The organism is Agrobacterium sp. 22117 (assembly GCF_052045735.1).
In the GTDB taxonomy this organism is placed as follows: domain Bacteria; phylum Pseudomonadota; class Alphaproteobacteria; order Rhizobiales; family Rhizobiaceae; genus Agrobacterium; species Agrobacterium cavarae.
This window is the reverse complement of sequence record NZ_JBQEPP010000007.1, coordinates 132,272-157,511: the sequence shown is the minus strand read 5'-3', so window position 1 is coordinate 157,511 and position 25,240 is coordinate 132,272. Positions and strand designations below refer to the sequence as shown.

At 59.0% G+C, this 25,240-nt stretch carries 25 protein-coding genes; 17 read left to right on the top strand and 8 right to left on the bottom strand.

Annotation, left to right across the window (positions count from 1 at the left end; translation table 11 throughout):
- Positions 1 to 8: 8 nt before the first annotated feature.
- Complete coding sequence (locus ACTJKV_RS19880; protein ID WP_062424811.1) at positions 9 to 245, bottom strand: hypothetical protein; 237 nt, start codon at positions 243 to 245, stop codon at positions 9 to 11.
- Between the two features lie 111 nt (positions 246 to 356).
- Between ACTJKV_RS19880 and ACTJKV_RS19875 the strand changes: the two genes are divergently transcribed.
- Together ACTJKV_RS19875 and ACTJKV_RS19870 are read left to right on the top strand one after the other, a co-directional pair.
- Complete coding sequence (locus tag ACTJKV_RS19875) at positions 357 to 1,268, top strand: HpcH/HpaI aldolase/citrate lyase family protein (RefSeq protein ID WP_274103475.1); 912 nt, start codon at positions 357 to 359, stop codon at positions 1,266 to 1,268.
- Positions 1,265 to 1,471 (top strand): DUF1737 domain-containing protein, encoded by a 207-nt coding sequence (locus ACTJKV_RS19870; protein WP_274103477.1) that lies wholly within the window; start codon positions 1,265 to 1,267, stop codon positions 1,469 to 1,471. The genes ACTJKV_RS19875 and ACTJKV_RS19870 overlap by 4 nt, the downstream gene beginning before the upstream one ends.
- 167 nt (positions 1,472 to 1,638) lie before the next feature.
- Here ACTJKV_RS19870 and ACTJKV_RS19865 read toward each other — a convergent pair whose 3' ends face one another.
- Positions 1,639 to 2,082, bottom strand: a complete 444-nt coding sequence (locus tag ACTJKV_RS19865) for a metallopeptidase family protein (protein WP_062424763.1) — start codon at positions 2,080 to 2,082, stop codon at positions 1,639 to 1,641.
- Positions 2,083 to 2,406: 324 nt separating this feature from the next.
- Here ACTJKV_RS19865 and rplU point away from each other — a divergent pair, with 324 nt between their 5' ends.
- From rplU to ACTJKV_RS19795, 14 genes are all read left to right on the top strand, one after another.
- On the top strand, positions 2,407 to 2,721 hold the full coding sequence (gene rplU / locus ACTJKV_RS19860; protein ID WP_062424762.1) for a 50S ribosomal protein L21: 315 nt from the start codon (positions 2,407 to 2,409) through the stop codon (positions 2,719 to 2,721).
- A 40-nt stretch (positions 2,722 to 2,761) separates the two neighbouring features.
- Entirely contained in the window at positions 2,762 to 3,031 is a 270-nt protein-coding gene (gene rpmA / locus ACTJKV_RS19855; RefSeq protein WP_062424761.1) for a 50S ribosomal protein L27, read from the top strand.
- Positions 3,032 to 3,161: 130 nt separating this feature from the next.
- Positions 3,162 to 3,794, top strand: coding sequence for a GNAT family N-acetyltransferase (locus ACTJKV_RS19850; RefSeq protein ID WP_062424760.1), 633 nt, complete (start codon positions 3,162 to 3,164; stop codon positions 3,792 to 3,794).
- Positions 3,791 to 4,375: a GNAT family N-acetyltransferase gene (locus ACTJKV_RS19845; RefSeq protein ID WP_062444481.1), complete on the top strand. Its 585-nt coding sequence runs from the start codon at positions 3,791 to 3,793 to the stop codon at positions 4,373 to 4,375. The genes ACTJKV_RS19850 and ACTJKV_RS19845 overlap by 4 nt, the downstream gene beginning before the upstream one ends.
- 173 nt (positions 4,376 to 4,548) lie before the next feature.
- Complete coding sequence (obgE, locus tag ACTJKV_RS19840) at positions 4,549 to 5,613, top strand: GTPase ObgE (RefSeq protein WP_062424758.1); 1,065 nt, start codon at positions 4,549 to 4,551, stop codon at positions 5,611 to 5,613.
- Positions 5,610 to 6,779 carry a glutamate 5-kinase gene (proB, locus tag ACTJKV_RS19835; protein ID WP_274103480.1) on the top strand — a complete coding sequence of 390 codons (1,170 nt, stop codon included), beginning with the start codon at positions 5,610 to 5,612 and terminating at the stop codon, positions 6,777 to 6,779. The genes obgE and proB overlap by 4 nt, the downstream gene beginning before the upstream one ends.
- The gene (locus ACTJKV_RS19830; RefSeq protein ID WP_274103482.1) at positions 6,772 to 8,058 is read left to right on the top strand and encodes a glutamate-5-semialdehyde dehydrogenase; all 1,287 of its coding nucleotides are present in this window, start codon (positions 6,772 to 6,774) and stop codon (positions 8,056 to 8,058) included. The genes proB and ACTJKV_RS19830 overlap by 8 nt, the downstream gene beginning before the upstream one ends.
- Before the next feature lie 42 nt (positions 8,059 to 8,100).
- Positions 8,101 to 8,697: a nicotinate-nucleotide adenylyltransferase gene (locus tag ACTJKV_RS19825; protein WP_274103613.1), complete on the top strand. Its 597-nt coding sequence runs from the start codon at positions 8,101 to 8,103 to the stop codon at positions 8,695 to 8,697.
- A 63-nt stretch (positions 8,698 to 8,760) separates the two neighbouring features.
- Positions 8,761 to 9,234 carry a ribosome silencing factor gene (gene rsfS, locus ACTJKV_RS19820; protein ID WP_062444487.1) on the top strand — a complete coding sequence of 158 codons (474 nt, stop codon included), beginning with the start codon at positions 8,761 to 8,763 and terminating at the stop codon, positions 9,232 to 9,234.
- 202 nt (positions 9,235 to 9,436) lie between these two features.
- Positions 9,437 to 9,919, top strand: coding sequence for a 23S rRNA (pseudouridine(1915)-N(3))-methyltransferase RlmH (gene rlmH / locus ACTJKV_RS19815; RefSeq protein ID WP_112359182.1), 483 nt, complete (start codon positions 9,437 to 9,439; stop codon positions 9,917 to 9,919).
- A 219-nt stretch (positions 9,920 to 10,138) separates the two neighbouring features.
- Positions 10,139 to 11,473, top strand: coding sequence for a murein hydrolase activator EnvC family protein (locus tag ACTJKV_RS19810; RefSeq protein ID WP_440599387.1), 1,335 nt, complete (start codon positions 10,139 to 10,141; stop codon positions 11,471 to 11,473).
- Complete coding sequence (locus tag ACTJKV_RS19805; protein ID WP_274103483.1) at positions 11,463 to 12,791, top strand: S41 family peptidase; 1,329 nt, start codon at positions 11,463 to 11,465, stop codon at positions 12,789 to 12,791. Before ACTJKV_RS19810 ends, ACTJKV_RS19805 begins: the two co-directional genes overlap by 11 nt.
- An 81-nt stretch (positions 12,792 to 12,872) precedes the next feature.
- On the top strand, positions 12,873 to 14,063 hold the full coding sequence (locus tag ACTJKV_RS19800; protein ID WP_274103484.1) for a divergent polysaccharide deacetylase family protein: 1,191 nt from the start codon (positions 12,873 to 12,875) through the stop codon (positions 14,061 to 14,063).
- A gap of 36 nt (positions 14,064 to 14,099) precedes the next feature.
- Positions 14,100 to 14,609, top strand: a complete 510-nt coding sequence (locus ACTJKV_RS19795; RefSeq protein WP_112519360.1) for an RNA pyrophosphohydrolase — start codon at positions 14,100 to 14,102, stop codon at positions 14,607 to 14,609.
- A gap of 70 nt (positions 14,610 to 14,679) precedes the next feature.
- Here the strand turns inward: ACTJKV_RS19795 and bfr are convergent, their stop codons facing one another.
- From bfr to ACTJKV_RS19775, 4 genes are all read right to left on the bottom strand, one after another.
- Entirely contained in the window at positions 14,680 to 15,171 is a 492-nt protein-coding gene (gene bfr / locus ACTJKV_RS19790) for a bacterioferritin (RefSeq protein WP_027673553.1), read from the bottom strand.
- A complete protein-coding gene (locus tag ACTJKV_RS19785; RefSeq protein WP_082447437.1) occupies positions 15,137 to 15,448 on the bottom strand; it encodes a (2Fe-2S)-binding protein in 312 nt (103 codons plus the stop codon). Before ACTJKV_RS19785 ends, bfr begins: the two co-directional genes overlap by 35 nt.
- A gap of 248 nt (positions 15,449 to 15,696) precedes the next feature.
- Positions 15,697 to 16,422 (bottom strand): acetoacetyl-CoA reductase, encoded by a 726-nt coding sequence (gene phbB / locus ACTJKV_RS19780; RefSeq protein ID WP_113259573.1) that lies wholly within the window; start codon positions 16,420 to 16,422, stop codon positions 15,697 to 15,699.
- 71 nt (positions 16,423 to 16,493) lie between these two features.
- Positions 16,494 to 17,675: an acetyl-CoA C-acetyltransferase gene (locus ACTJKV_RS19775; protein ID WP_274103487.1), complete on the bottom strand. Its 1,182-nt coding sequence runs from the start codon at positions 17,673 to 17,675 to the stop codon at positions 16,494 to 16,496.
- Between the two features lie 243 nt (positions 17,676 to 17,918).
- Here ACTJKV_RS19775 and phaR point away from each other — a divergent pair, with 243 nt between their 5' ends.
- Positions 17,919 to 18,497 (top strand): polyhydroxyalkanoate synthesis repressor PhaR, encoded by a 579-nt coding sequence (phaR, locus tag ACTJKV_RS19770; RefSeq protein WP_274103488.1) that lies wholly within the window; start codon positions 17,919 to 17,921, stop codon positions 18,495 to 18,497.
- Here the strand turns inward: phaR and ACTJKV_RS19765 are convergent.
- Complete coding sequence (locus tag ACTJKV_RS19765) at positions 18,492 to 19,802, bottom strand: MFS transporter (RefSeq protein ID WP_440599363.1); 1,311 nt, start codon at positions 19,800 to 19,802, stop codon at positions 18,492 to 18,494. The two genes, phaR and ACTJKV_RS19765, sit on opposite strands and share 6 nt — an antisense overlap.
- Before the next feature lie 147 nt (positions 19,803 to 19,949).
- Positions 19,950 to 24,713: an NAD-glutamate dehydrogenase gene (locus ACTJKV_RS19760; protein ID WP_440599362.1), complete on the bottom strand. Its 4,764-nt coding sequence runs from the start codon at positions 24,711 to 24,713 to the stop codon at positions 19,950 to 19,952.
- Positions 24,714 to 25,240: the final 527 nt, after the last annotated feature.

Genomic DNA, 25,240 nt, shown 5'->3' with positions numbered 1-25,240 from the left:
CGAACCGATCAGAGATCGATAATCGTGCCGCGACCGTCATTCCACACGCGCATGTTCTGCTGGCGGCGATCCTGCGTCTTCACGCGGATGGGCTCAGGCTTGAGGCGGGAGGAGAACATCTTGGCGATGCTGAGAACCGCAAGCGTTCCGACGAATGCGATCGTCAGAGATGCGGTGAAGAGCGCGGCGAGAGCCAGAACTGCGATGCTGGAGGCTGCGATGAAGAATGTACGAATGCCCTGCATGGTCCAAACCTTTCTGTCCAGACGAATGTGGGCCTTCTTCTTGACGCTTGCAAGAGGTTTCACACCGTCATCGACCTTGCAGATGTAACAAAAGATTGACACAAGTGGGGCATGGCCGAATTTTTTGTCGATAATACTGCACGCCCGCGCCGTTCGCTGCTGTCTGTGCCTGCAATCAACCTGCGCGCCCTCCAAAAGCTAAGCTCTCTTGACTGCGATGGCGCGATCTTCGACCTGGAAGATTCGGTTGCTCCCGACATGAAGGATGAGGCGCGCAGCAATCTCCTGTCCTTCTTCCGCGAGACGCCGCTTGCAAACCGCGAAGCGATCATCCGCATCAATCCGCTTTCCACGCAGACCGGGCTCAAGGATGTGGAGGCTGCGCTGACCTGCGGCCCCCAAGCCTTACTCTTGCCAAAGGTCGAGCAGCCCTCCGACATTCATGAACTTGCCGACCTTCTGGACGAAGCCGACGCTCCGGAAGAGATGCAGATCTGGGCGATGATCGAGACACCGCGCGGCGTCCTGAATGCCGCAGCGATTGCCGAAGCCGCGCACACCAAAGCCGCAAGGCTTAGCGCCCTCGTGGTGGGACTGAACGATCTGCGCAAGGATACCCGCGTTCCGGCAAGACCGGGGCGCACCTATCTCGTCCCATGGCTGATGCAGGTGGTGCTTGCGGCCCGTGCCTACGGTCTCGATGTGATCGACAGCGTTTCCAACGATTTTCGCGATCTGGCTGCCTTCGCCATGGAATGCGAGCAGGGCCGCGACATGGGCTTTGATGGCAAGATGCTGATCCACCCGACGCAGATCGAGGCGGCAAACATCGCCTTCACTCCGGATGAAGCGGCACTTGTAGAGGCGCGCGAGACGATCGCGGCTTTCGCAAAGCCCGAATCTATGGGATTGAACGTCATCAACATCAACGGACGGATGATCGAACGGCTGCATGTCGCCGGCGCAGAACGCCTCGTCGCCATCGCCGAGATCATCGCCGCAAGAAAGGCAGGAAACACATGAAGGTCTATCGTTTCATCACGGGCCCGGACGACGCCAAATTCTGTCACCGCGTCACTGATGCGCTCAACAAGGGCTGGGAACTTGCAGGCTCTCCAAGCTACGCCTTCAACGCCGCAGCCGGCATCATGCATTGCGGCCAGGCGGTGACGAAGACCGTCGAGGGCAAGAACTATCATCCTGATATGAAGCTGGGTGAGCAGTAAGAGCGGTTGTGACGGTCGACGCCTCCTCTACCGTCATCCTCGGGCTTGACCCGAGGATCCATCTTTACCAATAGCGTCAATGGCTTATGGATCCTCGCCTCAAGGGCGAGGACGACAAAAAGCGGGCGTTGCGGCTTTGTCGCACACGCGCACGCAAGTTAAGTCACTCACCCGCGATCTGCCGCCGCGTCGTCCGCGCTTTCCTCGATCCGCTCCATGTCGTCGTCCGACAGGCCGAAGTGATGGCCGATTTCGTGGATGAGGACGTGGGTGATGATGTCGCCAAGCGTCTCTTCGTTCTCGGCCCAGTAATCCAGGATCGGGCGGCGATAGAGCGTGATGCGGTTGACCATCTCGCCGGTTTCCATGGTGAAACGCTCCGAAATGCCGCGGCCCTCGAAAAGGCCGAGCAGGTCGAACGGCGTTTCGAGCGCCATGTCCTCGAACACATCGTCGGTCGGAAACTCCGAGATCTCGATGATCAGATCTTTCGTCAGCGCACGAAATTCTTCCGGCAGGTGGCCATATGCCTCAATGGCAAGCGATTCAAACGCTGATATTGTCGGCGCGTGGCGATCCCGCCAATCGTCGGTACTGTCTATGCGGGCCATTTCTGCTCCTTGCTGTGGGGCTGATATAAACCCTTGCGACATAAAATTCGAGACCTGTTTGCAACAACCGCGCAAAAGGCCTGATTTTCTAGGCGCAGCCGTCGTTTTTAGGCCGTTTTGAACCTTGACATAAAGGCCTCGCTCGCGTAATTCGCAGCCAAATTGATGGCGTATTGCGCCTTCCGTTTACTCCGCTTTGAAAAAAGCGGTCCACCGGCAGAGTTTCCAAGGGCATTTGCCTCGACGAATTTCCGCTACTCCGACTGATAAAAAGACGGCCAGTGCCAAAAGCGCAGAGCCGGAACGAACATGAAAGGATAAAAAATGTTCGCAGTCATCAAGACCGGCGGTAAGCAGTACCGCGTAAGCGCCAACGACGTGCTGACCATCGAAAAGCTGGAAGCAGACGCAGGCGCAACTGTAGAATTCACTGAAGTTCTCGTTGTCGGCGTTGGCGCTGATGCAAAGTTCGGCGCACCTTTCGTTGCAGGCGCAACGGTCAAGGCTGAAGTTGTCGAGCACAACCGCGGCAAGAAGGTCATCGCCTTCAAGAAGCGTCGTCGTCAGAACTCCAAGCGTACGCGCGGCCATCGTCAGCATCACACTGTCGTCCGTATCACGGACATCGTTGCTGCCTAATCGGCGCGACACGGGAAACTAGGTTTAAAGGAGCAATCCAATGGCACACAAAAAAGCTGGCGGTTCTTCGCGTAACGGTCGCGATTCCAACTCCAAGCGCCTTGGCGTGAAGAAGTTCGGTGGCGAAGCCGTCATTCCAGGCAACATTATCGTTCGTCAGCGTGGCACGCAGTGGCATCCCGACGCCAATGTCGGCATGGGCAAAGATCATACGCTTTTTGCACTCACGGCAGGCAACGTTAACTTCCGCACGAAGGCCAATGGTCGCGTATTCGTGTCCGTAGCGCCGAAAGCGGAAGCCGCAGAATAAGCCGGTAAGCGTCATATGCAGCCGGTGTCCCAATGACCCGGCTGAGACGTAACAGGTTCAGTCACAAAAAAGGGGAGTTGGGGCACCACCCAACTCCCCTTTTTTCTTTAACTCCACGGAGGACTGAACCATGCAAGCTGAATTGTTGAGGGTCGACCAATCACGGTCACCCGAAGAACGGATAAGACCTGAACGGTCAAGGAGCGATTGCCCCGTCTTGTTGTCGCAAAGACTTGTCTTGCGCAAACCCCACGAAGAAGACATCGACGCCCTTGCCCATCTTGCCAACAACGCCAACATCGCGACCATGGTGTCGCGCATGCCGCACCCTTACACGGCGAAAGACGCCGCGGATTTTGTGCGCCGTGCAGCAAATGGCGAGATTGGCAAGTGCGTCTATGCGATTACGCGCATGGACAATGGCGAGTTCATGGGGTGCTGCGGACTGGAGCCGCAGGAAGACGAAAAGACCCTTGAAATGGGCTACTGGCTTGGCGAACCCTATTGGAACAGGGGTTACACCACCGAAGCGGCCCATGCGCTGATCGACATGGCCTTCCGTACCCGCGAGATCGACCAGATCGATGCGCGGTGCCGGGTCACAAATATCGGCTCTCGCCGTGTCATACAAAAGTGCGGGTTTCAGCTTCAGGGTTCCGGCATGGTCGGATCGCTGGCGTTGGGCGCCATGGTCCCGGTCGAATGGTACAGGCTGGATCGCAAGACATGGGTATCATTGAGAAGCTGGGGAGACATGCGATGAGTACGGCTCAGCTGATGCGCCCTCGCAGCGTCGAAACGACCCCGCCGCCCGGCCCTTGCCCGACGATCGAAACCGAACGGCTGGTGCTCCGGCCCCAGCGGCTCACCGATGCGGGCTCGATTGCGGACACGCTTGCCGATTTCCAAGTGACCCGCATGTTGGCCCGTGTTCCAGCGCCCTACTACAAGCAGGATGCACTGGAATGGCTGATCCTGCGGACGTCAGGCACCCTGCCCGACTGGGATTTCGCCATCACCACCGGTGATGACACCCTGATCGGCGTGGTGTCGGTAGAGCGCCGTCACGGTCAATGGCACCTCGGCTACTGGCTGAACCGCTTCTACTGGGGCAAGGGCTACATGACGGAGGCCGTTGGCGCCGTCGTCGAGCGCTTCTTCCGGCGCATGCCGAACGAGGTTTTGCACTCGGGCGTCTTCGCCGATAACCCGGCCTCGCTCAACGTGCAGGAGAAGCTCGGCTTCCGCATTACCGGCTGCAGTGAGGTCTATGCGGTCGCGCGTGCCACCATGGTCGCGCATATTGACACCGAGCTGACGGCGGAAGGCTTCGTCCGACCGTAACGTACAACGCGATGGACAAGGCCGGTTTTGTCGCAAACCGGCCTTGTTCCATAGGCGCTTGCCCATGATAATCTTTGACCTTCAGGGCAAGCGGCTATATTCCAGGCGACAGAACCTTTTTGACGCGGATGGCAAGGCCATGACCGCATGCAAGCTGACAGAACGGCAGTCCGATGAAATTTCTCGATGAAGCAAAAGTCTATATCAAGTCCGGCGATGGCGGCGCAGGCGCCGTCTCCTTCCGGCGCGAAAAGTTCATCGAGTTCGGCGGCCCGGATGGCGGCGATGGCGGACGCGGTGGTGACGTGTGGGTCGAGGTCGTCAATGGCCTCAACACCCTGATCGACTTCCGTTTCCAGCAGCATTTCAAGGCCTCGATCGGCCAGCACGGCATGGGCAAGACCCGCACTGGCGCCAAGGGATCGGATGTGGTGCTGAAGGTACCTGTCGGAACCCAGATCTTCGAAGAAGACAACGAGACGCTGATCATCGACCTGACCAAGGAAGGCCAGCGCTTTCGCCTTGCCGCAGGCGGCAATGGCGGCTTCGGTAACGCCTATTTCAAATCCTCCACCAATCAGGCGCCGACGCATGCCAATCCGGGCCTCGCAGGTGAAGAAAAGACCATCTGGCTTCGCCTGAAGCTGATTGCCGATGCTGGTCTCGTCGGTCTGCCCAATGCCGGCAAGTCCACCTTCCTGGCAACGGTAACGCGCGCGCGTCCGAAGATCGCCAACTATCCCTTCACCACGCTCCACCCCAATCTCGGCGTTGCCACGATTGACGGTCGCGAATTCATTCTGGCCGATATTCCGGGCTTGATCGAAGGCGCGCATGAAGGTGTGGGTATCGGCGACCGCTTCCTCGGCCATGTGGAGCGCACCCGCGTGCTGCTTCATCTGGTGTCCGCGCAGGAAGAAAAGGTTGGCCAGGCTTACAAGACCGTCAAGGCGGAACTGAACGCCTACGGCGGCGGCCTGACCGACAAGCGCGAGATCGTCGCCCTGTCGCAGATCGACGTGCTGGACGAGAAGGAACTGAAGAAGAAGGCCAAGGAACTGGAAAAGGCCTGTGGCCGTCCTCCGCTTCTTCTTTCGGCTGCCGCCCATATCGGCATGACGGAAGCCTTGCGCGCACTGCGCGATGTGATCGTCGATGCCAGCGAAGGCGGCGAGACCGCCCTTCCCGACCGCTCCATGCCGATCGAAGAGCTAGAGGACGGAGACGACCGTCTATGACATCTGCCAGAAAACCGCTTGGCAGCCATCATCGCATCGTCATCAAGATCGGCTCCGCGCTTCTGGTGGACCGCAAGACGGGGCTGAAGAAGGACTGGCTTGACGCGATCTGCGATGATATCGCGGCGCTGAAGAAGAACGGCGCCGATGTGCAGGTCGTTTCTTCCGGCGCGATCGCGCTTGGCCGAACGGTTCTCAATCTTCCAACCGGCACGCTGAAGCTGGAGGAAAGCCAGGCAGCAGCAGCCGTCGGGCAGATCGCACTGGCACGCGCATGGTCGGAAAGTCTTTCCAAGCATGACATCGTCGCGGGACAGATCCTGCTGACGCTTTCCGACACGGAAGAACGCCGCCGCTATCTCAATGCGCGCGCGACGATCAACCAGTTGCTGAAGATCGGTGCGACACCGATCATCAATGAAAACGATACGGTGGCGACGACCGAAATCCGCTACGGCGACAATGATCGGCTGGCCGCTCGCGTCGCGACCATGACCGGTGCGGATCTGCTCGTTCTGCTCTCTGACATTGACGGCCTCTACACAGCCCCTCCGCATCTCGACCCGGACGCCAGGTTTCTTGAAACCATCGCGGACATCACGCCCGAAATTGAGGCCATGGCCGGAGGTGCCGCGTCGGAACTGTCGCGTGGCGGCATGCGCACCAAGATCGACGCGGGCAAGATCGCCACTGCTGCCGGTTGCGCCATGATCATCGCATCGGGCAAGACGCTGCATCCGCTGAAAGCCATCGAGAATGGCGCGCGCTCCTCGTGGTTTGCGCCTTCCGGCACGCCCGTGACAGCCCGCAAGACCTGGATCGCAGGCCAGCTTCAGCCGGCGGGCGAAATGCATGTGGATGAGGGTGCCGAAAAGGCGCTTCATCAGGGCAAGAGCCTGCTGCCTGCCGGTGTCAAACTGGTGAAGGGCAATTTCGGCCGCGGCGATGCCGTTGCCATTATCGGCGCGCAAGGTCGCGAGATCGCGCGCGGACTTGCCGGCTACGATGCCGACGAGGCACGCCGCATCAATGGTCACAAGTCCAACGAGATCGAAACGATCCTCGGTTATGTCGGGCGCTCCGCCATGATCCACCGCGACGATCTGGTGATGACCGGCGCTGCCGTGAAAATCAAAAAAGCAAAGAAGGATGAAGTCGATGCCTGACCAGGCCGTGAAGCAAAGCCAGTCTGTCGATGCGCTGATGATGAATATCGGCGCTCAGGCGAAAGCTGCTTCACGACCGTTGTCCATCGCTTCGACCGCAAAGAAGAACCGCGCGCTTCTCGCCATGGCATCGGCCATCGATGCATCTGTGGACCGCATTCTCGATGCCAATAGACAGGATGTCGCGGCAGCGGAACAGGCGGGCGTGGCCGGCTCCTTCATCGATCGCCTGAAACTCGACCCGTCGCGCATCGCCGGCATTTCCGAAGGTATCCGGGCGATTGCCAATCTTGCCGATCCCGTCGGTGAGGTGATCGCGGCCTGGGATCGTCCCAACGGCCTGAAGATCGAGCGTGTTCGCACACCTCTCGGCGTCATTGGCGTCATCTATGAGAGCCGCCCCAATGTGACGGCAGATGCCGGTGCGCTGTGCCTCAAGGCCGGTAACGCCGTGATCCTGCGCGGCGGATCGGATTCGCAATATTCATCGCGCGCTATCCATGCCTGCCTGGTGGAAGGGCTAAAGATAGCTGGCCTTCCAGAGCATGCGATCCAACTCGTGCCGGTGACCGATCGCGCCGCCGTCGGCCTGCTACTTGGCGGCCTTGGTGGCACCGTCGATGTCATCGTGCCGCGTGGCGGAAAAAGCCTGGTCGGGCGTGTGCAGACAGAAGCCCGTGTGCCCGTCTTTGCGCACCTGGAAGGCATCTGCCACGTCTATGTCGACAAATCCGCCGACCTCGACATGGCAAAGAAGATCGTTCTGAACGCCAAGATGCGCCGCACCGGTATTTGCGGCTCTGCCGAAACCCTGCTGGTCGATCGCGCCGTGGCAGCAACCCACCTTGAGCCCCTGGTAAAAATCCTGCTGGAGGCAGGCTGCGAAGTACGCGGTTCGGATGAGGTGCAAAACGCCGTTGCAGGCGTGACGCTGGCGAATGAGGAGGACTGGCGCACGGAATATCTCGACGCCATCATCTCGGTGACCCTGGTGGATGGTATCGACGGTGCGATACAGCATATCGGCACCTATTCCTCAAACCATACAGAAGCGGTAATCGCCGAAGACGCGGAGGTCGTTGCCCGCTTCTTCAACGAGATCGACAGCGCCATTCTGCTACACAATGCCTCCACACAATTTGCCGATGGTGGCGAGTTCGGCATGGGAGCGGAAATCGGCATTGCCACCGGCAAGATGCATGCGCGTGGGCCCGTCGGCGTCGAACAGCTGACGTCCTTCAAATACCGCGTGCATGGCACCGGCCAGACGCGGATTTGATTTTTGGCGGCTGATCGGGCACTTGACCAACGTTACCTGACCATGCCGCACACCGAGCGCGGCATGGTGATCGGTCTGTTCGGCGGGTCCTTCAATCCGCCCCATGACGGCCATGCGCTGGTGGCGGAAATTGCCATGCGGCGCCTCGGGCTCGATCAACTCTGGTGGATGGTGACGCCTGGCAATCCGTTAAAGAACCGAACAGAACTGGCCCCGCTTGCCGACCGTATCGCCGCCTGCGAAAATCTCGTCACCGACCCGCGCATCAAGATCACCGCCTTCGAGCAGACACTCGGTGTCAGCTATACGGCCAATACGCTGGCAAAGGTAAAGGCGCGCAACCCACATGCCCATTTCATCTGGGTCATGGGGGCGGATAATCTCAGAACCTTTCATCACTGGCAAAAATGGCGGCTGATCGCCGAGACCTTTCCGATTGCCGTCATTGATCGCCCGGGTGCAACGCTTGCCTATCTTTCCTCCACCATGGCGCAGGCCTTCAGCCATGCCCGCATTGATGAGGATGATGCCGGTGTCTTGTGGAAGAAGCAGGCACCGGCCTGGGTCTTCATCCATGGACCGCGCTCGACGTTGAGCTCGACGGCTTTGCGCAACGGCAACAGCCCGCACCATAAATGAAGTGTGAGCGCTGGCTTGCCTCCCCACATCTTGAAAAGTGAATCCAATGGTGCCACTTTTATTATGCGTCGTCGAGAATCGCGGCGCGCAGTATCTGTTTTGTCATTTCGGAAAGGAAAACCTCTGACAACAGTACACGCTAAGGGAAGAGCTTACAGCGCTATCCCAAAGGGCCAGGAGAGTGGCGTCGATGCCGCCCGTCGTGCCCTGGAAACCGTCCTTGCGAGTGTCGAGGACTCCAAAGCAGAAGATATCGTTTCCCTGAACATTGCCGGAAAATCGGCGCTGGCAGACTACATGGTGGTCGTGTCCGGGCGGTCGAACAGGCATGTGACGGCGATCTGCGAACATCTCATCACCGATATGAAGGATGAGGGTTTCGGCGGCGCGCGTGTCGAAGGCCTTGAGGCCGGCGACTGGGTGCTGATCGACGCAGGCGATGTCATCATCCACGTGTTCCGTCCTGAAGTGCGGGCGTTCTACAACATCGAAAAGATGTGGGCGACCCCGGACATCGAGGAAGAAACACTGCATTGATCGCGGGTTAGAGCATGCCGTGCAGAAGTGTGCAGCGGTTTTGCGATAACGCCATGCGATAAAGCAAGGGAATAAAGCGTAAGCGCGAATCTGAGAAATCGCGACACGCTTTAGGCCGAAGGCTTTTTCGGTCGCATGGAAATCCTCAGCCAATCCTGCTAAAAGCGCAACCCGACAGGGTTGCGAACAGGCTGATATGTGAATGCGGATTTCAATTTTTGCAGTGGGACGGCTGAAATCCGGCCCTGAGAAAGAGCTTGCGTCTCGCTATCTGGATCGCTTCGCCAAGGCAGGTCCGGCGATTGGGCTGGAATTCGCCAAGATGATCGAGGTACAGGAAAGCCGTGCCTCCAACCCTGAGACGCGCAAACGCGAAGAAGCGGCGATGCTGGAAAAGCATCTCGCCGACGGTGCTGCACTGATCCTTCTGGACGAGCGCGGCAAGGCGCTGGACAGTCCCGCTTTCGCCGAGCTTTTCGCCACCATGCGCGACAACGGCAAGCGCGATGTGGTGATTGCGATCGGCGGCGCGGACGGTCTCGACCCTTCGCTGAGCGAGAAGGCAACCGCCACACTCTGCCTTGGCAAGCTGACCTGGCCGCACCAGATCGTCCGCTTCCTGATTTCCGAACAGCTTTACCGCGCCGTTACCATCCTGTCCGGTCACCCTTACCACCGGGTCTGAACCCGACACGGTTTTGTCGCAAATGCAGGTCTATCTCGCACCCTCATCAAGACCTATTGGCGCAAAGCGGCGAAGCAGCGTATGGTCGCCAATCTTATCGAGCAGGTAAAAGACAACATCATGGGTCCAGCACGCGACACATTCCGGCTTGTGTCCCCAGCGGGTCGGCTTGCACTGAAGGCAAGTGTCGCGCTTTTCATCGGACTGACGTGTTTGACCATGTCGCGCGCCTCTGCTCAGGATGCCGCACCGACCGCGACCACTGCCACTGCCACTCCACCGGCAGAATCACCGAGCGAATTGCGGGAACTGGAAACACGCCGTGACCAGAACCGCCAGGATCTGCAGGAACTGGTGGACAGCATTGGATTGTCGGAAGACAAGGCGAGGCAGCTTGAAGAGAGCATTGCAGCGCTCAATCAGGACACGGCCCGGATCAAGGAAGAACTGATCGCCTCGGCACAGCGCCGCAAGGATCTGGAAGCCAAGATCAGCGATGGCGAGGACCGTCTGGCGAAACTGAGCGTGCGCGAGGACGATGTGAAAGCCTCGCTTCGCGAGCGCCGCGGTGTCCTGGCGGAGGTGCTGGCCGCGCTGCAGCGCATGGGCCGCAATCCGCCACCTGCCCTTCTGGTCTCTCCCGAAGATGCACTCGCCTCCGTTAGAAGCGCGATCCTGCTCGGCGCCGTCGTTCCCGGCATTCGCGCCGAGACCGACAAGCTTGTCTCCGCTCTCAAAGAATTGACTGACCTGCGCCAGGCGATTGCTGGAGAGCGTGAACAGTTGACCGGCATGATGACGGCAAGCCTGGAAGAGGAAAAGCGGCTAGATCTGCTGCGTGCCGAAAACGACAAGAAGAGCAGCCAGACGACCGCCGATCTTGAGGCAGAACGCAAGCGATCAGAAGAACTTGCAAGCAAGGCGACCAGCCTGGAGGGCCTTGTCTCATCGCTTGAAAACGAGATTTCCTCGGTGCGCGATGCCAAGGAAAAGGCACGTCTGGAAGAGGAGCGAATCGCCCGTCTTCCGCCTGCCGAGCGGGACAAATTGGAGGCGCAAACCGAGGCCGGGGTGCCCGATAAAAACCGCATTGCGCCAGCATATCCGTTTTCGAGCTTGAAGGGTAAGCTGGCAATGCCGGTTTCCGGAGAAGTGCTGAGACGCTTCGGCGATGCCGACGGAACAGGGCATTTCTCCAAGGGAATCGTCGTGGCGACCGGCCCGGAAGCACTGGTAACAGCGCCAGCCGATGGCTTTGTGGTTTTTGCTGGAGAATTTCGCAGCTACGGCCGCATGATCATCCTCAACGCTGGCGACGGTTATCATTTGGTACTGACGGGCATGGACAATGTGAGAACGCGGCAGGGCATGTTCGTTTTCTCCGGTGAGCCGATTGCCTCCATGGGCGTAAAAAGAGTGGCGAGTGCGGCGGCTTTGGCGCTGGAAACTGACAAGCCAACGCTTTACATTGAATTTAGAAAAGACGGAGTGCCGGTTGATTCTCAACCCTGGTGGTCCGCAAAAAATACCGGAAGGGCGCGTAATGATTCGTAAGGCTTCGCTTCTTCTCATCGGTGGGCTCATGGGCGCCACAGCGATGAGCGTTATCTATTCTGCCAGCCTGCCGGCGCAGGCAGCAGGCCCTTCCACCTACAAGGAGCTCTCGATTTTCGGCGATGTCTTCGAGCGGGTGCGCGCGCAATATGTAACGCCGCCGGATGACAAGAAGCTGGTTGAAAACGCCATCAACGGCATGCTGAGCTCGCTCGATCCGCATTCGAGCTTCATGAATGCCGAAGATGCCAACGACATGCGCACCCAGACCAAGGGTGAGTTCGGCGGCCTCGGCATCGAAGTGACCATGGAAAACGAGCTGGTCAAGGTCATCTCGCCGATGGACGATACGCCCGCTGCCAAGGCTGGCATTCTTGCCGGCGACTTCATTTCCGAAATCGACGGACAGCCTGTTCGCGGCCTGAAGCTGGAGGACGCGGTCGAGAAGATGCGCGGCGCCGTCAAGACGCCGATCAAGCTCACCATCATCCGCCAGGGCGCCGACAAGCCGCTCGACATCACCGTCATGCGTGACATCATCGCAGTCCGCGCCGTCAAGTCGCGCGTCGAAGGTGGAGATGTCGGTTATCTGCGCGTCATCTCCTTTACCGAGAAGACCTATGACGATCTCGAAAAGGCGATCAAGAAGATCAAGCAGGACGTTCCGGCCGACAAGCTCAAGGGCTACGTGCTCGATCTGCGCTTGAACCCGGGCGGTCTGCTCGACCAGGCGATCAACGTGTCCGACGCCTTCCTTGAGCGTGGCGAAGTGGTCTCCACCCGTGGCCGCAATCCGGATGAAACCCGGAGATTCAACGCCACGGCTGGCGACCTGACCGACGGCAAGCCAGTGATCGTCCTGATCAACGGTGGCTCCGCCTCTGCGTCCGAGATTGTCGCAGGTGCCTTGCAGGATCTGCGTCGTGCGACGGTTGTCGGCACGCGTTCCTTCGGCAAGGGTTCGGTTCAGACAATCATTCCGCTTGGCGAAACCGGCGCTCTGCGCCTGACGACGGCGCTCTATTACACGCCGTCCGGCAAATCCATCCAGGGCACCGGCATTACGCCGGATATCAAGGTGGAGCAGCCTCTGCCGCCGGAGCTTCAGGGTCGTATTCGCGCCGAGGGCGAATCCAGCCTGCGCGGTCACATCCAGGGCCAGAGCGAAACGGAAGAAGGTTCGGGCTCTGCAGCTTACGTTCCGCCGGAAGCCAAGGACGACATCCAGCTGAACTATGCGCTGGACCTGCTGCATGGCACCAAGACCGACGCGTCCTTCCCGCCAAACCCGGAAAAGGCAGTCGTCAACAAGCAGTAAGACATCAAAGGCACCGGTCCAAGGCCGGTGCCTTTCCCTGTCCGGTCAGACGTCAATCACGCATCAGCCACGGAAACACCATTGTCATCAGACCTGCGTAAACCGCTCATGGGTCGGAAGCGTAAACAGAGCGTCGGGTTCGTCCGGCGCTTTTCTGTGTTGACGCTGCTTGCGGTTCTCGCAGGCGGCGGTGTGGCCGGGCTATCCCTCTATACGGCGCTTTCTGCCGGCAATCTGGCTAAAAGCTCCACCGCACCGGATGTGGCGCTGGGACCGGCAGGAGCGCCGCCGGATCAGGCAGCATCGACAAACGGGGATAGTGCCGTCGACCTGCAAAGCGGACGTTCCGGCGCCAATGTCCAGCGCAACACCATGTCGGACGGCAATGTCGTCTCCGTCTTCTCGCCGAAAGACCGCACTGACAACGCGCCCGTGCTGATGACCGGCCAGACGGTTGGCCAGGACCCGCGTGTGGCGATGCGACCGAATGACGAACTGCTGGAGGAGAGCCCGTTCGGCAGGCTTCCCATCATCAGCGCCGACGGCCTGAAGCCGATGGATCAGTATGCAAGGCCCTGGTCCGGGGCACGCGGCACCCGCATCGCCATCGTGGTCGGCGGGCTGGGGCTTAGCCAGACGGGCACGCAGAAGGCGATCAAAGAGCTTCCGCCGGAAGTGACACTTGGATTTGCCGCAACTGGCAACAGCCTGCAGCGCTGGATGCAGGAAGGCCGTCGTGAGGGCCATGAGGTCCTGCTGCAGATCCCCTTCGAGCCCTTCGGCTATCCCGGCACCGATCCAGGCCCCGACACTCTGCTGGTTTCCGATCCAGCCAAGATCAATCTGGAACGGCTTCACCGCTCGATGGCGAAGATCACCAACTATACCGGCGTGATGAACTATCTCGGCGCGCGCTTCATGGCGGACAACAAGGCGCTTGAGCCGGTGCTGCGCGATGTCGGCCAGCGTGGCCTGCTGTTTCTGGATGACGGATCGTCCGCGCAATCGCGCACCGGCATCATCGCCAAGGCCGTGTCCACGCCCATCGGCTTTGCCGATCTGCAACTGGACGATCAGGTGAATGACGCCGCCATCCTGCGCAAGCTGGACGATCTGGAGCGGATTGCGCGGCGCAACGGTTCCGCCATCGGTGTTGCCTCTGCCTTCGATGAGAGCGTTGCCGCCATCTCCAAATGGTCGGTCGAAGCGGCAGCGCGTGGCATCGAGATCGTCGGCGTTTCCGCGCTTGTCTCGCAAGACGGCAAACAGTAAGTCTGCTCCACCAACAATCAACATCCAGGTTCAAGAATGTCGATCAAAGCAGACGATCTGCCCTACCGCCCCTGCGCCGGTATCATGGTTCTGAACGATAAGGGCCTCGTCTGGGCCGGGCGCCGTATCTCTCAAGGCAATTCGGAGTTCGATGGCTCACCACAGCTCTGGCAGATGCCGCAGGGCGGTATAGATGAGGGCGAGGCGCCGCTCGCTGCCGCCATCCGCGAACTCTATGAAGAAACCGGCATGAAGACGGTCACCCTGCTGGCCGAAGCACGTGACTGGATCCATTACGATTTGCCGCCACAGCTGATCGGCATCGGACTACGCGGCAAATATCGCGGCCAGGCACAGAAATGGTTTGCCTTCCGCTTCGATGGCGATGAGAGCGAAATCCAGATCAACCCGCCGCCGGGCAGCAACGAGGCGGAGTTCGACGCCTGGGACTGGAAGCCGATGGAAAGCCTGCCCGAGCTGATCGTACCCTTCAAACGATCGGTCTACGAACAGGTGGTCGAGCAATTCCGCCATCTGGCCCCATAAGAGCAATGAAACCGTAAGAACAAAAAAAGGCGGCATCTCTGCCGCCTTTTTCAATTCATTGCCAAAAGGATCACTCGGATTCCGCAGAATCGGCCGAGTCGGCATTGAGCTGACCGTACTTGGCTTCGCCGATCTTGTTGAGAAGATCGAGCTGCGTTTCGAGGAAGTCGATGTGGCCTTCTTCGTCGATGAGGAGCTGTTCGAACAGCTTCATCGAGACATAGTCGCCAGCATCGTGACAGATGTCGCGTGACTTCTTGTAGGCCGTGCGAGCGTCGTATTCGCCGGCGAGATCGGCTTCCAGCACTTCCTTGACGTTCTGGCCGATGCGCAAAGGTGCAACGGTCTGGAGGTTCGGATGGCCTTCGAGGAAAATGATGCGATCGATGATCTTGTCAGCGTGCTGCATCTCTTCGATCGATTCGGCGCGCTCTTTCTTGGCGAGCTTTGTGTAGCCCCAGTCGTTCAACAGCCGGTAGTGAAGCCAGTACTGGTTCACTGCACCGAGTTCGAGGAACAGTGCCTCGTTAAGCTGCTCGATGACTCTTTTGTCGCCTTTCAATGTCCGCTCTCCTGTGGTCTTCATGTAATTGTTTTAGGCGGGACATAAAATCAAAAACTTCGGCCTCAGTCGAGTGCCGACGTGCATGATATTCTTCCGTCGTTTTGATGATCAGGTCGACGACAGTCGGGAAACAGCCACAGCAACGGCCACGCTTCTGCATGGCATGATAGACTTTCGCTGGGACGATGAGCTGCCAACAGTCTTCATCAAGAAGCTCGTTGATGACATCGCGAATGTCGTTGTCGGTGATGTAATTGCAGCTACAAACCAGCATGATCCATTGCCTGCGTGACGCAACACGTTGTTTTTTCTGTTAAACCAAAACAGGACATTCGATGTCAAGAAAAACAACCACGCGCTTTTGACATGTGATATGTTTAGACAGCTTCTAAACTGGACGAAAAGCTTCGTATTTTCATTGCTTTAGCGGAATCTTTAACAGAGCATCGCGAATGAGCGTCTGTGGACCGAGCGCGTCACCACGCCGTCGATCACGGATTCGTGATGGTAAAAGCGATGCGATCAGGCGAAATATTGCCCGCCATTGGCCGTCAGCGTCGAGCCGGTGATGAAGCCTGCCTCATCCGACGCCAGAAACAGTGCGCATCGGGCGATCTCTTCCGGCTCACCCAATCGACCGACTGGAATATGCGGCAGGATGCGCTCGTTCAAAACGGTTTCGGGGATGGCACGGACCATCTCCGTGCCGATATAGCCAGGGCATATGGCGTTGACGGTGATGTTGCGTGAGGCACCCTCCTGCGCCAGCGCCTTAGTCAAGCCGATATCGCCGGCCTTGGACGCAGAATAATTCGCCTGACCCGCCTGGCCTTTCTGGCCGTTGATCGACGAGATGGTGATGATGCGACCGAAGCCCCGCTCACGCATGCCGGGCCAGACCGGATGCGTCATATTGAAGACGCCGTTGAGATTGGTATCGACCACCTCACGCCACTGCTGCGGCGTCATCTTGTGGAACATGGCATCGCGGGTAATGCCGGCATTGTTGACGAGGATGTCGATCGGTCCGAGCGTTCGCTCCACCTCGGCGACACCGGCCACGCAGGCATCGTAATCCCGCACATCCCATTGATAGGCGGGTATTCCAGTCGTCCGCCGAAAAGCCTCGGCGCGGTCCTCTGTGAAGACGTAGTTGACCGCGACCTTATAACCGGCTGCATGAAACGCTTTTGCGATCGCAGCGCCGATGCCGCTTGTCCCACCTGTTACCAATGCCACCCGGCTCATCTTCAAGGCCCTCACTTTCAAAGCTTAGCCCTTTAGAGGGGCCAACGTGGCATTTCAATGATTTGGGCCGATCACAGCCCTTCGAGGCACATGGCAATGCCCATGCCGCCGCCGATGCAAAGCGTCACGAGACCCTTGCGGGCCTGTCGCCGTCTCATCTCGAAAACGAGCGTGTTCAAGACGCGTGCACCGGATGCGCCGATCGGGTGGCCGATCGCAATCGCACCGCCATTGACGTTGACGATCTCTGGGTCGAGACCGAGATCGCGAACCACGGCGCAGGATTGCGCGGCAAAGGCCTCATTGGCCTCGACCAGATCGAGATCGCCGACCGACCAGCCGGCCTTTGCCAGCGCCTTGCGCGAGGCGGGGATCGGGCCGGTTCCCATAATCTGCGGATCGACACCGGCCGTTGCCCAGGAGGCGATGCGCGCCAGAGGCTGGATATTGCGCTTTGCGGCCTCTTCTTCCGTCATCAGCAACACGGCGGCGGCACCGTCGTTAAGGCCGGAGGCGTTGCCAGCCGTGACGCTGCCATCCTTGTCGAAGGCGGGGCGAAGCTTCGTCAGCGCCTCCAACGAGGCGCCCGCCCGGATATATTCGTCGGCGGCGATCGTTACATCGCCCTTGCGGCCCTTGATGACGAAGGGCGCGATCTCATCGTCAAAGCGCCCGGCCGCCTGTGCCGCCTCGGCGCGGTTTTGCGAACGCACCGCATATTCGTCCTGCTCTTCACGGGACAACTGCCACTGGCGGGCGATATTCTCCGCGGTGATGCCCATGTGATAGCCATGAAAGGCATCGATCAGGCCATCCTTCAACATGGTATCGACCATCTTGAAATCACCCATCTTCACGCCGCCGCGCAAATGCGCCGCGTGGGGAGCCATCGACATGGATTCCTGACCGCCCGCGACGACAATGGACGCGTCACCAAGGGCGATCTGTTGGGCACCGAGTGCAACGGCGCGCAGGCCGGAACCACAAAGCTGGTTGATGCCGAAGGCGGTTGCTTCCTGCGGAATGCCGGCCTTCATTGCGGCCTGACGCGCCGGGTTCTGCCCCTCGCCAGCGGTCAGCACTTGCCCCAGGATCGCCTCATCGACGTCGGCGGCGGCAACGCCTGCCCGTTCCAGAACAGCAGTGATGACGGATGCGCCAAGTTCATGCGCCGGCGTATTGGCAAAGCTGCCGTTGAACGAACCGACCGGCGTGCGTGCGGCACTCGCAATCACAATGGAGGATGAAGGCATGGATGTTTCTCCCGAATTTTGGCGCGAGACTGTCAAAGCTTGGGGCGCAAGTCAATTTAGCCAAAAGGATTTGAAAGAACCCCGCACAGCAGCACCCGCATGCTGCAAGAATGCTGCGCAAGAAAGTGACTGCTGCATCGCACAAACCATTTGTCAGACGCCTTTGTTTCAGCATACTCTTTTGAATGGGAAGAGCAAAAACACCAAGAAAACAAAAAAGACCGGCATCGCGAGGAGGCGAGGATGGGAAGACATGGCGGCGAGACCATTATCAAGAAATACGCCAACAGGCGGCTTTATAACACCGGGACCAGCACCTATGTGACGCTGGAAGACCTGGCGAAGATGGTCAAGCGCGGCGAAGAATTCAAGGTTCAGGACGCCAAGACATCGGAAGACATCACCCATGCCGTTCTGACGCAGATCATCGTCGAGCAGGAAGCCAAGACCGGCAACACGCTTCTGCCAACCGCCTTTCTTCGACAGTTGATCTCCTATTACGGCGATCAGATGCAGATGGTCGTGCCGACCTTTCTCGAGCACTCGATGAAGACCTTCTCCGAACAGCAGAGCCATATGCAGGAACATATGAGCAAGGCCTTCGGCGACCCGTCGCTGACGAAGAACTTCTCGGCTCCCTTCCAGCTGATGGAAGAGCAGATCAAGCGCAACACCGAACTTTTCAAGCAGACGATGCAGATGTTCACGCCCTTTTCCGCCCCGGCATCGACGCCGAAGGAGCAGCGCAAGCCCGACGCCTCGGAGATCGACGAGCTGAAGGCGCAGCTGCGCAACCTTCAGACCAAGCTTGATCAGCTATAGGGTCTTCGGAACTCGGAGCAGCAGGATCAATCCGGCTCCCAAAAAGAGGATCAGTGTCGCCATACCGATATGGGCGGAGCCGGTCGCATAGGTTGCGATGGAGAACATCAGCGTTGCCATGAAGCTGGTGGCGCGACCGGAGAGAGCATAGATGCCGAAATAGCGGCCCGCTTCGGCAATCGTGACGTTGCGCGCCAGATAGGAGCGTGACGAGGCCTGCACCGGGCCGAAGGCAAGACCGATCAGCACGCCGTAGACGATATAGGCCTTTTCCGCTCCGCTGCTGAAGAGACCGTGGGTTCCCTCGGTCGAGAATTGCAGCAACCCGAAGAGCGTCGATGTTTTTTCCGTCGAGATGATTCCGAGGGTCGCGAGAAGCAAAAGCACGAGACTGATGATGATCATCGTGCGCGAGCCGAGCCGCTGATCGAGCCGGCCGGCAGCAAAGCAGCCGCCAATGGCAACGATGTTGAGAATGATGCCGTAGATGCCGATCTCCATTGTCGCCCAGCCGAACATGCCGGCGGCGAACGCACCACCCAGGATGAGCAGCCCGTTGACGCCATCCTGATAGAGCATGCGCGCGATCAGGAAACGCGTGATGAGCGGGCGGTGGCGCAACTCCCTCAGCGTCGATTTCAACTCCGACAGGCCCGAGCGCACGGCCCGCCCAAGCGGCAGCCCCTTTTTCACATCCGGCGTGAAGAAGAACATCGGCAGGATAAAGATGAAGTACCAGATCGCGGCGATCGGTCCGGTGATGCGGGCGTCCTCTCCCGTTGCCGGGTTCAGACCGAAAAGCGGTGGCAGACCGATGATGGTAAGGCCCGTCTGTGGGCTGGCCGCCATGAACAGCACGATGAAGATCAGTACGATCATGCCGCCAAGATAACCAAGCCCCCAGGCGGTATTGGAAATCCGCCCGACATTCTCAGGTGTCGTCAGACGAGGCATCATGGAATCGTTGAAGACGATGGAGAACTCGGCCGCAATCGAGGCAAAGATCATGAAGAGGGCCGGCCACAGCACCGGTGATCCGGGCGCGGCAAACCACAACATCGCAAGACAGGCGATCTTGATGACGGCAAAAAACGCGATCCAGGGTTTTCGCGACCCGGACTGATCGGCAATCGATCCGAGGATCGGCGAGAAGATCGCGATGACAACGGAGGAGATGGTCGCGACATTGCTCCATAGCGTCTGCGCCGAAACTGGATCGTCCGTCAGCCGGGCGACGAAGTAAGGTCCGAAGATGAAGGTGGTGACGACGGTGAAGAAGGGTTGCGCTGCCCAATCGAACAGCATCCAACCCCAGATCCCCTTAGCGTCCGTTTTTGGCGCATCGGCCGTGGACTCGACCGATTCTGTCACACGGAAAGAAGAACTCAATGGATTGCCTTTCCGCATGCAGGCGACCCGGCTTTTACAGCCGGGTCATTTCGCTGTTGAACCTTAGACGCTTCTGGTCTGGACTATATCCGAAAGCAGACCGGCGGCAACGGTGAGGCGCGCCAGATTCGTCTCGCCACTATCGCTGAGTGCAGCAAGTTCGGAGACGATGCGATTGACGCGCACCCGATCGGCTGCGTACCAGGCTTGCACCGGGTTCTTCTCTTTTGCGTAATCCGTCAGCGCCGAAACCACGATGCGGCGGCGGGACGAGGCGATCTGGTCCTGGCTGCGCAGCAGCGCGAGGTTCTCATAATGATCAGCCGGGCTGACCCGCTGGCTGGCATCGAGAAGCCGGGCGACGCGGAAGGTGGTGGAAACGGCCGCATAGCTTTCCGCCGCGCGCGCCAGCGTCGTGCCGGCCTGATCGGCAATCAGCATGATTTCCGGCACATAGACCAGCAGGCGCAACGTCTCCAGTTCCTTGATCAGCGCGTGAGAAACGCCGTCGATCTCAGGAAGACCGATCTCCTCCTGATACTTGGCCGCTGCCGGAGAAAGCGTCTTGATGGCGCTCTTCAACCGCTCGATCTCATCCTGCATGGCGCCGGTGAGGGTACCTGCCGTCTGAAGATAGAGCCGCGTCGCATCGCCGAAGATCTGCATGACCCTGGCATAGAGATCGTTCTGCACCTCGCCCGAAATCTGCCCGTCGAGCGCATCGATCTCGCTCCAAAGCCGCTTCAGGCCGAAACCATCCTCGACGATCATCGCTGCCTTGACGACGGCTGGAGCAAGCAGGCCGCTCGCATCCACCAGCTTCTGCACGAAGCCCGGACCGCCACGATTGACCACCTGGTTGGCCAGCGCCGTGGCGACGATTTCGCGGTGCAGGCGATGGCTTGCAATATCCCCCGCATAGGTCTTCTGCATCTTGCTCGGGAAGTAATCCGTCAGCAGATGCTGCAGATAGGGCTCATCCGGCAGGGTGCTGGCCACCAGCGTGTCGAACAGCGTCAGCTTCGCATAGGACAGCAGGACGCCGATTTCAGGCCGGGTCAACGCCTTGCCGGCGGCATAGCGTTCGTTGAATTCCGCATCGTTCGGCAGCGTTTCCACCTTGCGGTTCAACTGACCGGAGGATTCCAGTGCTGCCATCAGGCGGCCCAACTCTTCGCGGTTGCCGGTCCCCCTGCGCTCGACAAGCGAGATTGCCAAAGACTGGAGGTAATTGTTGCGCAGCACCAGTTGCGCCACTTCCGATGTCATGGAGGCCAGCAACTGATTGCGCTTCGGCAATGTCAGGCGACCGTCATTCACAGCGGATGCCAGCGCAATCTTGATATTGACCTCGACGTCCGAGGAATTGACGCCGGCGGAATTGTCGATGGCATCCGAGTTGCAGCGCCCGCCGGACAGCGCATAGGCAATACGGCCCTTCTGGGTGATGCCGAGATTGGCCCCCTCGCCGATAACCTTGGCGCGCACTTCCGTGGCGTTGATGCGGATCGGATCGTTGGCGCGGTCCCCCACCTCGGCATTGGTTTCTACCGCAGCCTTCACATAGGTACCGATACCGCCAAACCATAGGAGATCGGCGGGGGCTTTGAGGATCGCCGTCATGATCTCGAAGGGTGTTGCCACCGTCTTGTCGATGCCGATTGCGGCAACAGCTTCCGCCGTCAGGGTCACGGATTTCTCCGCACGCGAAATGATCATCGCGCCCTTGGAGAGTGTCGAGCGGTCGTAATCCTGCCAGCTGGAACGCGGCAGTTCGAAGAGACGCTTTCTCTCAGCGAAAGACACGGCGGTGTCCGGCGTCGGATCGATGAAGATATCGCGGTGATCGAAGGCTGCGATCAGTTCGATCTTTTCCGACAGCAGCATACCATTGCCGAAGACGTCGCCGGACATATCGCCCACACCGACCACCTTGAAGGGTGTCGTCTGGATATCGGTATCCATTTCACGGAAGTGGCGCTTGACGGTTTCCCAGGTGCCTCGGGCGGTGATGCCCATCTTCTTGTGGTCGTAACCGGCAGAGCCACCAGAGGCAAAAGCATCGTCGAGCCAGAAGCCCGCTTCGCGCGCAAGTCCGTTGGCGGTATCGGAGAAGGTTGCCGTTCCCTTGTCGGCCGCGACGACGAAATAGGGATCGTCGCCATCGAGACGCATGGTATCCGCAGGCGCAATAATATCATCGCCAACGATATTGTCGGTGATGGAAAGCAGCGTGCGGATATAGGTCTTGTAAGCCTCCTTGCCGGCATTGAAGATCTCATCGCGGTTGCCACCGACGGGCAGCATCTTCGGATAGAAGCCACCCTTGGCGCCGACCGGTACGATGACGGCGTTCTTCACCTGCTGGGCTTTGACGAGGCCGAGCACTTCGGTGCGATAATCCTGGCCGCGATCCGACCAGCGAAGCCCGCCACGCGCCACCTTTCCGAAGCGCAGATGGACGCCTTCCACTTCCGTGCCATACACAAAGATTTCGCGGAAGGGGCGCGGATCGGGAAGACCATCGAGAAGCTTCGGATCGAACTTGAAGGCCAGCATCGCCTTTGGCGAACCGTCCTCGTTGCGCTGGAAATAGTTGGTGCGCAGCGTGGAATCGACGGCGTTGACGTAACGGCGAAGTGTGCGGTCCTCATCGAGATTGGGTACGCCGGAAAGATCAGCCTCGATCGCCTTGTGCAGATCGGAAAGCTTGCGCAGGCGCGGTTTCTCGCCAAGCTTCGGATCGAAGCCATGGGCGAAAAGATCGAAAATTCTGCGTGCGATCACCGGGTATTTGAACAGTGTTTCGGAAATATGCTCCTGCGAGTAGACGATGCCCGTCTGGCGCAGATAGCGCGCATAGGCGCGAAGCACGGAAACCTCGCGCACCGTCAGTCCGGCGGCAACGATCAGGCGGTTGAAATTGTCATTGTCGACGGTGCCATTGAAAGCGGCGAGAAACGCCTCTTCAAGCCTTGGCCCAATGACGGCAAGATCGAGCGTGACGCCTGGCTGGACCCGAAGCTCCATGTCGTGAAGGACAATGAGATCAGTGTTTTCACCGGAGACGACACCGATGTCGAACGTCCGTTCGCTGATGACGCTGAAACCGAGATTTTCGAGAAGCGGCACGCGGCGCGACAGCGGCAGATGGCCGTCGCGGTGGAAGATTTTCAGCGACAGAATATTCTCCGCCTGCTCAGCTGTCCGGTAAAACTCGATGCGGACCGGCTCGCCCTTGGCGGTCGCGACGATATCGGGCATGTCGCCGATCGCCTCTTCCGGCGTAAAGGCTTCCTGATAAGCCTGATCGACATCGAGAAGCGGAGCGCCAGGCTCTGAAAGCGCGGTAAAATGATCGATCCAGCGCGCAGCGATATCGCTAACGGCATCTTCCAGCCGGTCCTGCGCGATGCGCGGCGTCTTGCCGTTGCTGCGCCCGACAATGAAGTGGACGCGGGCAAGAGCGCCTTCCGGGAAAGCGGGGTAATAGGCCGAGATGTGGCCATCGTAGACGCGTGCGAGATAATCGCCGATCTTCTCGCGCACATAGGAATTATACTCCTCGCGCGGCACATAGATGACGACGGAGACGAAGCGGTCGAAGCGATCGATACGGGCAAGCACTCTCACCCGCGGGCGGTCGGCGAGCTCCATGATCTGCTCGGTGTAGCGGACCAGAAGATCGGTTTCGATCTGGAAGAGATCGTCGCGCGGATAGGCTTCGAGCGTATTGTGCAGAATGCGTCCCGAGTGGCTGTTGGGGTCAAAGCCGAAATGCTCTTCGACCTCCAAGGCCTTGGCCCGCAGAAGCGGGATTTCATGGACCGAGCGGGTATAGGCCGTGGCGGTGAAGAGACCGACAATGCGCAGCTCGCCGACGACATTGCCATCGGCATCGAAGCGCTTGATCCCGATATAATCCATATAGGCGCGGCGATGGACAAGCGACTTGACGTTGGCCTTGGTGACGATGAGGAAGTCCGGACCATCCAGAAACGCCAGAATTTCCGGCGTCGTCATCACCGCATCCTTGCCAAGCCTAAGCACCCGCACATCCGGATCGCTCAACATCCCGAGACCGACGCCATCGCCGCGCTCGATCTTGGCGGAGCTTCCCTTGCCGGGATAGCTGTAGTCGCGCATGCCGAGGAAGGTGAAATTGTCCTTGCGCAGCCATTCGAGAAACTCGGCGGCCTCTGCGCGATCGGCCTTGCGGCGCGAGGATCCGCGCTCTTTCAACTCGTTCAGCGCCTCATCAAGCTTGGCAAGCATCGGCTTCCAGTCGCTATAGGCGGACTGGACCTGGGCGAGAACGAAGCGAAGCCGTTCCTTCAGCGCCTCGGCCGCTTGCGGCGCGACAGGGGCGATGTGCAGCTGGATCAGGCTGATATTGTCTTGCGGCGCGTCTGTTTCCGGATCGGCCAGCCTGTAGCCGCCGGTCGCCTTGGCATCCGCCACCATGATGGGGTGAACCGCAAGGTAGAGGCTGCGATAGCTGCTGGTCACCTCGCCCATGACGGAGTCATAGAGGAAGGGCATGTTGCGCCCCACAATCGTCAGGATGGAGACCGGCACGTTACGCGGCGCGACCCCATCAACCTGGGCGATGCCGATATAGGGGCGATCAGCTTTCCAATGAGAAAGTTCGCTCAAGGCATGGCTTGCAGCCAGCGCCAACATCTCAGGCGAATAGTGCTCGACGTCGTCCGTGCTGGCACGACTAAAAAGTGTATTGGGATCGAGGAAAGGCTTGCCGGTGGCCTCTGCCAGTTTTTTGGCTTTTTCGAGCTGTTTGTCGCGTTTTGGGTTGTTCCGGTAGCCCATTTTGCCTTCTTTCTTCCAAAAATATCCGCGTTTCGGCGATAAAAGGGAGAAAAATCGTGATTTTTCCCAAATTCGAATCGGATATTGGCGCGGAATTATGAATAGTTTAAGTGGCAATCGACAAATTGGCGGGGCGCGAAGAATTTAATCGATTCGGGATGGATCAGCGCTGGTAATCAGGCGTTTACCGAGGTGATTTTGTTAACGCCTCGGTAAAGCAGGTTGTGACTCCGTCGCCACGGTGCAAGCAAATTATTGATTTCCACCTATTTTTGTGGTAGACAGGAAAAACTGATCCACAGCGCGGCACTATCGTGCCCTAAAACACCTCGAAAGCAAGTCATCAATTGCACGCGGTTTCCGTGACATATCCTACTTTTGTGTTGTCGATCCCCGGATTGCAAGATGGTTTCTTTTTGCGTGCTCGGCTGGACCAGTGCGGAGTCACCTGACGGCTTGCCCCCGTCTCATCCGGGCCTGACCGACCCGACCCCGGAAACCCCCGGGTGTATGTAACAGGGAGTTTA